Genomic DNA, 11,715 nt, shown 5'->3' with positions numbered 1-11,715 from the left:
GCGTTGGCCCTCGGCCCTTCCCTTTGAGGCCCGGGTTTCTTCGCTTTTGGGTAGCTCAAAGCGAAGAAACCCGGGCCTCAAAGGGGATCGCGACGGCCGGGTTCGCCGCCGGGCCGCTCAGCGTTCGGCCGACGCGGGCGCGTCGGCCCGGTCGTCGGCCTGGGCAGCCTGGGTGGCCCGGTCGGCCTGGGTGGCCCGGTCGGCCTGGGCCGAGCGGGAGGGCGCCGGGCGCCGGAAGATCGCGATCAGGTTGATCGTGAGCGCGACCGTGACGAGGCCGATCACGGGGACCAGCAGGTCGGCGTCCAGGTGCGGTCCGGTGGCCAGGAGGCCCCAGCGGCCGACGGCGACGGCTCCGGCCAGCGCAGCCCACAGCGCCGTCTCCAGCGCAGGGAGCCACTCGCCGGCCCTGATGTGGAACCCGCTGGCCATGAGCGTGACGACGGCGAGCCCGGCCGCGGCCAGCGGCGTCGTCCACTCGAAGGCGCCCAGCAGCAGGGGCAGGACGAGCGCGAACGGCGCCGCGAGCTCCACGACGCCGGTCAGGACGACGATCGAACGGGGCAGGTCGTCGAACCCGGCCCAGCGGTCGATGCCGCGGCCCGCGATCTTGGGCAGCGCCGCGAACAGGAAGAACAGGGCGAGGATGATCTGCGCCGCCCACAGGGTGGTGGTGAGCATGGTGCTCCTTCGGGTCGGTCGGACGGCGGTTCGCCGGCCGGGTGCGGGACAGGACGAACCGGCGGCCGGGTGTGTGACGCCGTCACAACGCGGGGCGCCCGATCGTCGTGCGGGGCATGAGCGAAGCTGGACGTGACCGTGCGCGAGCCGCCGGCCAACGCGCCGGGGCGAACGCCCGGACCGACGCGGGGACCGACGCCGGGAAGGTGCGCGACGCCGGGGAAGTGCGCGACGGCGGGGAGGTGCGCGACGTGGGGAAGGTGCGCGACGCCAGGGCCGGGACGGACGCCGGGAAGGCGCGCGACGCCAGGGCCGGGGCGGACGTCGGGGGCCCGCGGGGCGACACCGAGCGTGTCGCCGCGGCGTCGCGGGACGACCGGGCCTACCTGCTGGCCGTCGCGCGCCGCATCGTCGCCGACCCCGCCGAGGCGGAGGACGTGGTGCAGGACGCGTTCGCGCGGCTCGCGACCCAGGACGTCGGCGGCATCCGCGACCTCCGCGGCTGGCTGGTCGTCGCGGTGCGGCGGCTCGCGCTGGACCGCATCGGGTCGGCGCACCGGCGACTGTCCGCGCCGCAGGACCCGGCCGCGTGGGACTTCGGGTCCGGCGCGGGGGCGCCGGGCCTGGGCTCGGCCGCGCCCGCGGACCCGGCGGACCGGATCACCCTGGACGACGAGATCCGGCGCGCCCTGTCCGTCGTGCTCGACCGGCTGACGGCGGGGGAGCGCGCCGCGTTCCTGCTGCACGACGTGTTCGGCATCCCCTTCGAGAGCGTCGCGGAGACGGTCGGCCGCACGCCGGCCGCGTGCCGCCAGCTCGCCAGCCGGGCGCGGCGGGCGATCCGGGCGTCGGAGTCGACGACGTCCGCGTCCGCGTCCGGGTCAACAGCTGGAGCGTCCGGGTCGGCCGGGTCAACAGCTGCGGCGTCGCCGTCCGCCGGGTCGGCGGCCGGGTCGATCACTGCAGCGTCGGCATCCAACGGTCCGACGTCGGTCGCGCCGGGTTCGATCGGTCCGGCGTCGATCGCCCCGGCTCAGACCGGGTCGACGCCGTCGGGGACAACATCGACCGCGCCAGGGTCCTCGGGGCGGGCGTCGGCAGCTTCGAGGAGGGCCGCGTCGACGCGTCCGTCGTCGTCTCATCCGGAGCCGACCGCAACCGCCGGGCCCCGCGCCGACCCCCAGCTGCAGCGCGTGGTCGACACCTTCATCGCGGCCTGCGCCGGGGGAGACCTCGGGGCCCTGGTGCGGATCCTGCACCCCGACGTCTCGGGCTGGGCGACGCTGCGCGGGGAGCGCGTCGGCTTCGACACCGGCGCCGAGCGGGTGGCGGCCGGGTCGCTGCGCTACCTCGGGCCGGCGTCCGGCTGGACCCTGGCGCCGCTGCTCCTGGACGACGGCGTGGCGCTCGTCGCGACGAGGGACGGCGCGCCCGTCGCGCTGATCCGGGTGCTCGTCGAGAACGGTCTGATCACGGCGATCCGCACGGTCCTGCTGCCCTGATTCCGGCGGGCCGGACGGGAGCCCAGTGCAACGGTCGGCAGTCTGTCCGGCAGAGCGGCAGTTTGCACGGCAGAGTCGGCAGTTTGCACGGCAGAGTCGGCAGTCTGCATCGAGGTCGGCACAGAGATGTGCCGACCTCGATGCAGAGTGCCGACGTCGAAGGAGAGTGCCGACCTCGAAGGAGACTGCCGACCTCGGCCCCGACCGACCTCGCCTTGCGTTCGAGCGCGCTCCAATCCCTAGCGTCGCCACCATGACGACCGACGGCACCGCCACGAACGGCAACACGATGAACACCGGCACGACCAACACCGGAACGACCAACATCAGCACGACCAACATCAGCACGACCAACATCAGCACCACCAACGCCGCTTCGACAAAGACCAGGAACACCAAGACCTGGCTCATCACCGGCGCGAGCTCCGGCCTCGGCCTCGCCCTGGCGGAAGCCGCCCTCCAGGCTGGCGAGCGGGTGGTCGGCACTGCGCGCCGGGCCGACCGGTTCGACGCGCTCCGGGAGCGGTACGGCGAGCGGCTGCTCGCGGTGGAGCATGACGTCCGGGACACGGCCGGGGCGGCCGCAGTCGTGGACCGGGCCCTGGACACGTTCGGGCGCATCGACGTGCTGGTCAACAATGCCGGCGCGGGACAGGTCGGAACCGCCGAGGAGATCGGCGACGCCGCGCTGCGCGACATGCTCGACCAGCACCTGTTCGGTCCGGCGGCCTACGTGCGCGCGGTCCTGCCGCACCTGCGGGCGCGCGGCGCGGGCGCGATCGTGCAGATGAGCAGCCAGGGCGGGCGCATGTCCTTCCCCGCAGTCGGCAGCTACTCGGCCGGGAAGTTCGCGCTGGAGGGCTGGTCCGAGGCGCTTGCCGGCGAGGTCGCCCCGTTCGGCGTCCGCGTGCTGATCGTGGAGCCCAGCCGGTTCCGGACGGCGTTCAACGCGGACGGCGTCCTCCACACCGCGGCCGCCGACCCCGCCTACGACGCCGTCGCCGGCGCCGTCCGCGCGAACATGGCCGAGGCCCACGGCAGTCAGGAGGGGGACCCTGCCCGCGCCGCCGCCGTCGTCCGCCGCGTGCTCGACGCGCCCGACGCGCCGCTGCGCCTGCCGCTCGGCGCGGAGGCGGTCCGCAACCTCCGGCGTGCTTATGCGGTCGCGGCGGACGACGTCGAGAAGTGGGCCAGTGCGTCCGCTTCGGCGGACTTCCCTGGCGTGCCCGCGGCCGTGCGGGCCTTCTGATGAGCCGCACGCTGGGCAGCTCGGAACGACGTCGGGTCCGCCCGCTCGGAGCCGTTCCGGCAAGATCCGGTCCGGCAAGACCCTATTCGGCGAGGCAAGGTCCGGCGAGGCCTGATTCGGTGAGGCCGGGCCACCTAGGCTGGTGGGCATGGCAACCGACGACCTGATGGCGCGCGCCCTGGCGGCGCTCGGGGAGGACGGCGCGCCGTCGGCCGACGTGATCCACGCCCTCGCGGACGCCGACGCGGTGCCCGGACCCCTGCCGATCGCCGAGGCTGCCGCCTACCTCGACGTCTCGCCGCACACGCTGCGCTACTACGAGCGCGCGGGCCTGGTCGAGGTGGGCCGCGACGCCGCCGGGTACCGCCTGTACGACGCCGCGGCGCTGCGCCGGCTCGTTTTCGTCACGCGGATGCGGCTGTCGGGCATGCCGATGCGCGACGTGCAGCACTACATCACCCTGGTCGACGCCGGGAAGCAGACCGAGCCCGAGCGCCTCGACCTCCTGCTGGAGCACCGGGACACGATCCGACGTCGGATCCGGGAGCTGAACCTCTCGCTGGTCGCCACGGAGTACAAGATCGCAACCTATGGCGGCGCCACGGGCCCGGACGCCGGGGGCTCAGATGTCACAGGCCCGGATGCCGCAAGTGCAGGTGTCACAAGCCCAGACGACTAGCTCGGTCAGGTACCGCCTGCCCTCGCGATCCCCTTTGAGGCCAGGGTTTCTTCGCTTTGAACTGTCCCAAAGCGAAGAAACCCGGGCCTCAAAGAGAATGTCCGACGCCGGTCGCCCGGCCGCCGGTGCCGCCCGTACCGCCAGCCCCTCACACCGCCCGCGCCTCCGCGCTAGACCGGCGCGCCCGGAGCACCGCCTCCGCCTCGTACCGCACCGACTCCGTGCGCCCCGCCAGCCGTTCCAGCAGCAGCCGCACCGCCTCCCGGCCGAGCGTGATGCCGCTCTGGTCGACGCTGCTCAAAGACACCAGCGGGTGCCGCGCGATCGGCACGTCGTCGTAGCCGACCACCGACACGTCGCGCGCGTCGAGCCCGGCCTCCGCGACGGCGCTCAGCACGCCGATCGCCAGGGTGTCGTTGCCCGCGAAGATCGCGGTCGGACGGTCGGGGGAGGCGAGCAGGTCGAGCGTGGCCGCGTGCGCCTCGGAGCCGTCGAACATCGTGTGCACCACCCGCGGCGACAGCCCGGCCGCCGTCATCCGCTCGCGGTAGACGGCGGTGCGCACCACGTGCGGCTCGGCCCCGGCCTGACCCGCCCACGGCGGCTCGGGCCGCGACGGGTGGATGGTCAGGTGGACGATGCGCCGGTGGCCGAGGTCGAACAGGTGCGTCATGACCTGCTCGGCTCCGGAGCGGTCGTCGCCGGTGATGGTGTCGTAGCGGTCGGACCGGTCGTGCCGCCCGATCATCACCAGCGGCGTGCGCTCGGCGACCCGTTCGAGCCAGGCGGGGTCGACGCGCGGGGAGATGGCCACGATGCCGTCGACCTGGCGGTCGGCGAGGCTGTTGATCGCCACGTCGCCCTTCTGGTCGCGCCCGAGCGGCGCGATGATCATCTGGTACGGGGTGCCCTGGAGCGCCTCGGTGGCGCCGTCCACGATCATCGTCAGGAAGTCGTTGCCCACCTGCGGGATCTCGAACCCGAGCGTGAAGCTCGCCCCGCGCATGGCGCGCGCCGCGACCCGCGGCCGGTACTCCAGTCGCTCGATCGCGGCCTCGACCTGCGCGCGCATGTGGGGGCTGACGCCGTAGGCGTTGCGGATCACCTTGGAGACCGCGGCCCGGGAGACGCCGGCCTCGTGGGCGACGTCCTGGATGGTCGAGGGCCGGGTCCGGCGCGTCGGGTGGGTGCTCATCGTGAGGCCATCCTGCCTGTGTAGATCGGTTGACACCAGAAATGGCGCCCCGCTAGCGTGCTCCCACTGAAAGGATTCATCGGTGGCAGTGTAGATCGCTCTACACCCATCGTTCCATGCGTCTCTACAAGGAGGTAGAGAGATGTCCCGTGCACTTCGAACCCGCAGGTTCACCCGCCCCGCCGTCGCGGCCACCGCGCTCACGGCCCTCGCCCTGGCAGGCTGCTCGGCGTCGGCCGAGGGTGACGGCACCACCGAGATCACGTTCCTCACGACCAACGACGCGCCCAACCCCGAGACCGCCGACGCCCTGGTCGAGGCGTTCGAGGCGGAGCACCCCGACGTCAAGGTGGCAGTCGAGATCCGGCCCGGCGGCACCGAGGGCGACAACCTGGTCAAGACCCGGCTCTCGACCGGCGAGATGGCCGACGTGTTCTTCTACAACTCGGGCTCCCTGCTCCAGGCCCTCAACCCGGACTCCACGCTGGTGGACCTGAGCGACCAGGAGTGGGTCGGCTCGCTCACCGAGGAGTTCCTGCCCGTGGTGAGCACCGACAACGGCATGTACGGCGCGCCGCTGGGCGCCTCGTTCGCCGGCGGCGTCGTCTACAACAAGCCGGTGTACGAGAAGCTCGGGCTGGAGGTGCCGCAGACCTGGGACGAGTTCATGGCGAACAACGCGACGATCGCTGCCGAGGGCGACGGCGTCGCCCCGGTCATCCAGACCTACGGCGAGACCTGGACCAGCCAGCTCTTCGTGCTGGGCGACTTCGCCAACGTGACCGCCGTCGACCCCGAGTGGGCCGACCAGTACACGGCGCACCAGCGGTCCTACGCCGAGGAGCCCGCCCTACTCGGCTTCCAGCACCAGCAGGAGGTGGCCGAGGCGGGGTACTTCAACGAGGACTTCCCGTCCGCCACGTTCCCCGACGGCGCCCGCATGGTCGCCGAGGGCGAGGGCGCGCACTACCCGATGCTGTCGAACGTGATCCAGACGATCCTGCAGAACACGCCGGACGCCGTCGACGACATCGGCTTCTTCGCGCTCCCCGCGCAGGACGCCGAGAACACGCAGGCCACGATCTGGCAGCCCAACGCGCTGTACGTCCCGCGCTCCACGGAGGGCGCCGAGCTGGAGGCGGCCAAGGAGTTCGTGGCCTTCGCGAACAGCGAGGCCGGGTGCGACATCCAGAACGAGCTGCTGCCGCCGGCCGGCCCGTACGCGGGTACGTGCGAGGTGCTCGACACCGCCCCGCCGATGCTGGACGACATCCAGGCCTACTTCGACGAGGGCCGCGCCGCCAACGCGCTGGAGTTCCTCTCGCCGGTCAAGGGCCCGAACCTGGAGAAGGTGACGGTCGAGGTGGGCTCCGGCATCAAGACCGCCGAGGAGGCCGCCGAGTTCTACGACCAGGACGTCGAGAACCAGGCCCGTCAGCTCGGCCTCGAGGGCTGGTAGGTCGCCGATGGCGGCAACCCTGACCGAGGTGCGGCCCGCCCGGCGCCGTCGGACGGCGGGCTCCACCTCGGCCACCCAGCGCAGCATCTACCCGTCGTGGTTCTACCTGCCGGCCGGCGTGCTCTACCTGGTCTTCTTCGCGGTGCCGACGTTCGCGTCGTTCTGGTTCAGCCTGACCCGCTGGACCCTGTTCGACACCGAGTTCATCGGCCTGGACAACTTCGTCCAGTTCTTCGCGGAGCCGCAGCTCTCGCGCGGTTTTGTGAACACACTGGTCTACGGCTTCGTCACCTCGGGCGCCAAGGTGGTGCTCGGGCTGGCGCTCGCGGTGCTGCTCACCTCGCAGCTCGTGGGCCGCGGCTACCTGCGCTCGGTCGTGTTCTTCCCGGTGCTGGTCTCCACCATCGGGGTGGGCATCACCTTCAAGGCCCTGCTCGACCCGTTCGACGGCGTGGTCAACACGATGCTCGCCACGTTCGGCATCGAGGGCCCGGGGTGGTTCACCGACCCGAACCAGGCGCTGCTGACCATCGCGGCGGTCGACGTCTGGAAAGGGCTCGGCATCGCGACGCTCATCTACATCGCGGGCATCGTCGCCATCCCGCAGGAGTACTACGAGGCCGCCCGGGTCGACGGGGCGGGCCGGTGGCAGCAGTTCCGCTCCATCACGCTGCCGCTGGTCCAGCCCGCGACGGCCACCGTCATCATCCTGTCGCTGATCGGCGGCCTGCGGTCGTTCGACCTCATCTGGGCGACGACGGGCGGCGGCCCCGGGTTCACCAGCGACGTCATCGGGTCCGTCATCTACAAGCAGTACCAGGCCGGGTTCTACGGGCTGTCGACGGCGGGCAACGTGATCCTGTTCCTCGTGGTCACGGCGATCATGGTGCCGGTCTCCCTGCTGCTCAACCGCAAGGAGGTCGACCGATGAGGCGCGCCGGTTCGTGGGCCACGGGCGTCGTCGCCATCGTCGTCTCGGTGGTGGTCTTCCTGGTGCCGTTCGCCTTCATCTTCCTGACGGCGGCCAAGGACGCGTCGTCGGCGTCGCGCCTGGAGTTCTCCTGGCCGGAGCAGTGGGCGTTCTTCGACAACCTGACCGAGGTGCTCACCACCCGCGACGGCATCGTGGTCCGGGCCTTCCTCAACTCGACCGTGCTGACCGTGGTGAGCGTGGCCGTCATGGTGGTGCTCGCGGCGATGGTCGGCTACCTGCTGCAGCGACGGAAGTCCCGGCTCAACCCGATCGTGAACTTCTTCGTGCTGGCGGGGCTCATCGTGCCGCCCGCCGTGGTGCCGACCATCTGGGTGCTGCAGCAGACGGGGCTGTTCAAGACCATGCCGGGCCTGATCCTCATCGAGGCGACGTTCGGGCTCTCGTTCTGCATCCTGCTGTTCCGCGCGTTCGTGGCGACCATCCCGCGCGAGCTCGACGAGGCGGCGATCATCGACGGCGCCGGGCCGCTACGGCTCTTCTTCGCCGTCATCCTGCCGCTGCTGCGGCCCGTGATCATCACGATCGTCGTGGTGCAGGCGGTCAACGTGTTCAACGACTTCACCAACCCCCTGTACTTCCTGCCGGGGGACGAGAACGCGACCGTGCAGCTCACGCTCTACAACTTCCAGAGCCAGATGGTGAGCCAGTTCAACCTGCTGTTCATGGACATCCTGCTGATCACGGTGCCGCCGCTGGTCATGTACATCTTCTTCAACCGCCAGATCGTGGCCGGCATGACGTCCGGCGCGGTCAAGGGCTGAAAGGGGCCACCGATGAACGACGACACCCTGGCCACCGGCACCACCCGCGTCCGCGAGGTGCGGGTCGAGCGCCGGACCGACGGCGCCTTCGCCGACACCCCCACCCCGCGCCTGAGCTGGACCGTCGAGTCCGACGCGCCCGGCTGGTGGCAGGCCGGCGCCGAGGTCCGGCTCGACGGCGGGGACGTCCAGCGCCTGGAGACCGACGAGTCCCGGTTCGTGCCCTGGCCGTTCGACCCGCTGGCGCCGCACGCCCGGCACACCCTGGAGGTCCGGGTCACCGGAACGGACGGCGGCACCTCGCCCTGGAGCGAGCCCGTCACCGTGCGCAGCGTCTTCCTGGCCGACGGCGAGTGGTCGGCCGCCTTCGTCGGCCTCGCCGACCCGCCCGACGACGCCGCGCCCGGCCTGCTGCGCACCGAGCTCGACCTGCCCGGCGACGTCGTCCGCGCCACCCTCTACGCCTCCGCGCACGGCGTCTACCAGGTCGAGATCAACGGGCAGGACGTGGACGACGCCGTGCTCAAGCCCGGCTGGACCGCCTACCAGCACCGCGTGGTGCACGAGGCCACCGACGTCACCGCGCTGCTGCGGGCCGGCGCCAACGCCGTCGGCGTCCGGCTGGCCGGCGGATGGTGGACCGAGAAGTACGGCTTCCACGGCGCCGCCCGGACGTTCTACGGCGACCAGCCGGCCGCGGCCGTGCAGCTCCACGTCGAGCTCGCCGACGGGTCCACCCGGGTGCTCGTCACCGGTCCGGACTGGCGCGGGGCGGCGGCCGGCGTCGTCGTGACCAGCGGCATCTACGCGGGCGAGCGGGTCGACGCCGGCCGCGCCGTCACCGGCTGGAGCCTGCCCGGGTTCGACGACTCGGCGTGGGCGCCGGTGCGGGTGGACCCGTCCGACGTCGTGCCCGAGCCCGCGATCGCCGAACCCGTGCGGCGCGTCGACGAGGTGGCGGTCCGCGAGGTGATCACCACGCCGTCGGGGCGCACGGTGCTCGACCTCGGGCAGAACGTCGTGGGCCGCCTCCGGGTGCGGGTGACGGGGGAGCGCGGGCACGTGATCACGCTGCGGCACGCCGAGGTGCTGGAGCACGGCGAGCTCGGCGTCCGCCCCCTGCGCCACGCCGCGGCCACCGACCACCTCGTGCTCTCCGGCGGCGAGGACGTCTTCGAGCCCGAGTTCACCTTCCACGGGTTCCGGTACGCCGAGGTGGACGGGTGGCCCGGTGAGCTCGACCTGGAGACGGCCCGCGCGGCCGTGACCGCCGTCGTCATCAGCAGCGACATGCGGCGCACCGGCTGGTTCGAGAGCTCCGACGAGCGGGTGAACACGCTGCACGAGAACGTCGTGCGGGGCATGCGCGGCAACTTCGTCTCCCTGCCCACCGACTGCCCCCAGCGCGACGAGCGCCTCGGCTGGACCGGCGACATCCAGGTCTTCGGCCCCACCGCGAGCTACCTCTTCGACAGCGACGCGTTCCTCGCCTCCTGGCTGCGCGACGTCGCCGCCGAGCAGGCCGACCGCGGCGGCGTCTGCCCCGTCGTCGTGCCGTTCGTGCTGCCCTTCGGGGCCCAGCCCGCCGCCGCGTGGGGCGACGCCGCCACCGTCGTCCCCACGACCCTGCTCGAACGGTTCGCCGACCGCCGGGCGCTCGCGGAGCAGTACCCGTCCATGCGGGCGTGGGCCGACGTGCTGCTCGGCATCGCCGGGGACCGGCTGCTGTGGGAGGGCATGTTCCAGTTCGGGGACTGGCTCGACCCGGACGCGCCGCCGGACGACCCGGCGGGCGCCAAGGCCGACCCCGACATCGTGGCCAGCGCCTACCTGGTGCGCTCGCTACAGCTCGTCACGGCCGCGGCGGACGAGCTGGGCGACGCCGAGGGAGTCACGCGGTACGGGGACCTGGCCGAGCGGGCGCGGCGGGCCTGGGTGGCGGAGTACACGACGCCGGCCGGCCGGATCGTCTCCGACGCCCAGACCGCCTACGCACTGGCCATCGTGTTCGACCTGGTGGACGGCGCGACCCGGGCAGTGATGGGCGACCGGCTGGCCTGGCTCGTGCGCCGCGCCGGGTACCGCATCGGCACCGGGTTCGTGGGCACGCCGATCATCCAGGACGCGCTGACGGTCACCGGGCACGCCGACGTCGCCGCCCGGCTGCTGCTCCAGACCGGCGTGCCGTCCTGGTTGTACGCCGTGACGATGGGCGCCACCACGGTCTGGGAGCGGTGGGACAGCATGCTGCCGGACGGCAGCATCAACCCCGGGGAGATGACGTCGTTCAACCACTACGCCTTCGGGGCCGTGGCGGACTGGCTGCACCGCACCGTGGCGGGTCTCGCCCCGGACGCTGCCGGGTACCGGCGGCTGCGGGTCGCGCCCGTGCCGATCGCGGGGCTGGATCACGCGGTGACGCGGTTCGAGACGCCCTATGGGCTGGCGGAGGCCGGCTGGGCGGCGCGCGACGGGGAGATCGTGGTGCACGCGGTGGTGCCGCCGAACACGACGGCGGTGGTGGTGCTGCCGGGTGCCGGTGCGGACGGGGAGGGCGCGGACGGCGGTGGCGGTGCGGGAGCGGACGGCGGAGCCGGTGCTGGCGTCGGTGCCGGGGCGCGCGAGTTCGAGGTCGGCGCCGGGCGGCACGAGTGGACCGTGCCCGACCCGCGCGACCGGTCCGTCCCACCGCCGGTCACGCTGGCCTCGACCCTCGGCGCCGTCGCCGACGACCCGGAGGCGTTCGAGACGGTGCTGGCCGCCGTCGAGGCCGCGGACACCGGGCAGACCGGAGCCCTGCGCTCGCTCAAGGAGTGGACCGACCAGCGCACCCTGGAGGAGGAGCTGGTCCGGCTCCCGACGGGGGCACCGGACCAGGTGCGGACGGCACTCGATGCGCTCAACGCCCGCCGCGCGGCGGTGGTCGCGGGGTAGGCCGACGTCGGCGGGCTCGTGTTCTTTGAGGCCTAAGTTTCTTCGCTTTGAGCCGCCTCAAAGCGAAGAAACTTAGGCCTCAAAGGGGAGGGGGCTTCAGCGGTCTGTCGACAGCTTGGCTCGCTGGGTCGGCAGTTTTGCACCGCAGAGTCGGCAGTTTGCCGCACAGAGTCGGCAGTCTGCTTCGAGGTCGGCACACGAGCGTGTCCGCCCCCAAAAAAACCACCCAGCTTCGCGGAAACGCCGACCCGGCTCAGGAAA

The 11,715-nt window shown here is 72.4% G+C and carries 9 protein-coding genes; 7 read left to right on the top strand and 2 right to left on the bottom strand.

Features of this window, described 5'->3' with window-relative positions; all coding sequences use genetic code 11:
• Positions 1-117: 117 nt before the first annotated feature.
• Positions 118-681 (bottom strand): DoxX family protein, encoded by a 564-nt coding sequence (locus ACFV9Q_RS28840; protein ID WP_377237259.1) that lies wholly within the window; start codon positions 679-681, stop codon positions 118-120.
• A gap of 116 nt (positions 682-797) precedes the next feature.
• Here ACFV9Q_RS28840 and ACFV9Q_RS28835 point away from each other — a divergent pair, with 116 nt between their 5' ends.
• The 3 genes from ACFV9Q_RS28835 (at position 798) to ACFV9Q_RS28825 (ending at position 4,111) form a co-directional block, all read left to right on the top strand.
• Entirely contained in the window at positions 798-2,183 is a 1,386-nt protein-coding gene (locus tag ACFV9Q_RS28835) for a sigma-70 family RNA polymerase sigma factor (RefSeq protein ID WP_377237258.1), read from the top strand.
• Positions 2,184-2,436: 253 nt separating this feature from the next.
• Positions 2,437-3,432: an SDR family NAD(P)-dependent oxidoreductase gene (locus tag ACFV9Q_RS28830; RefSeq protein ID WP_377237257.1), complete on the top strand. Its 996-nt coding sequence runs from the start codon at positions 2,437-2,439 to the stop codon at positions 3,430-3,432.
• Positions 3,433-3,580: 148 nt separating this feature from the next.
• Positions 3,581-4,111 carry a MerR family transcriptional regulator gene (locus ACFV9Q_RS28825; RefSeq protein WP_377237256.1) on the top strand — a complete coding sequence of 177 codons (531 nt, stop codon included), beginning with the start codon at positions 3,581-3,583 and terminating at the stop codon, positions 4,109-4,111.
• Between the two features lie 148 nt (positions 4,112-4,259).
• Here ACFV9Q_RS28825 and ACFV9Q_RS28820 read toward each other — a convergent pair whose 3' ends face one another.
• Positions 4,260-5,306, bottom strand: coding sequence for a LacI family DNA-binding transcriptional regulator (locus ACFV9Q_RS28820; protein WP_377237255.1), 1,047 nt, complete (start codon positions 5,304-5,306; stop codon positions 4,260-4,262).
• A 142-nt stretch (positions 5,307-5,448) separates the two neighbouring features.
• Here ACFV9Q_RS28820 and ACFV9Q_RS28815 point away from each other — a divergent pair, with 142 nt between their 5' ends.
• The 4 genes from ACFV9Q_RS28815 to ACFV9Q_RS28800 are packed head-to-tail and all read left to right on the top strand — an operon-like array spanning position 5,449 to position 11,454.
• Positions 5,449-6,765 carry an ABC transporter substrate-binding protein gene (locus ACFV9Q_RS28815; protein WP_377237254.1) on the top strand — a complete coding sequence of 439 codons (1,317 nt, stop codon included), beginning with the start codon at positions 5,449-5,451 and terminating at the stop codon, positions 6,763-6,765.
• Positions 6,766-6,772: 7 nt separating this feature from the next.
• Entirely contained in the window at positions 6,773-7,696 is a 924-nt protein-coding gene (locus ACFV9Q_RS28810; RefSeq protein ID WP_377231652.1) for a carbohydrate ABC transporter permease, read from the top strand.
• On the top strand, positions 7,693-8,520 hold the full coding sequence (locus ACFV9Q_RS28805) for a carbohydrate ABC transporter permease (protein WP_377237253.1): 828 nt from the start codon (positions 7,693-7,695) through the stop codon (positions 8,518-8,520). Before ACFV9Q_RS28810 ends, ACFV9Q_RS28805 begins: the two co-directional genes overlap by 4 nt.
• Positions 8,521-8,532: 12 nt before the next feature.
• On the top strand, positions 8,533-11,454 hold the full coding sequence (locus tag ACFV9Q_RS28800) for a family 78 glycoside hydrolase catalytic domain (RefSeq protein ID WP_377237252.1): 2,922 nt from the start codon (positions 8,533-8,535) through the stop codon (positions 11,452-11,454).
• The last annotated feature ends 261 nt before the right edge of the window (positions 11,455-11,715 follow it).

This window comes from Promicromonospora sp. NPDC059942, from assembly GCF_042731755.1.
Lineage (GTDB): Bacteria > Actinomycetota > Actinomycetes > Actinomycetales > Cellulomonadaceae > Promicromonospora.
Note: the sequence above shows the minus strand (reverse complement) of the source record. Positions and strands in the feature narration are given on the sequence as shown.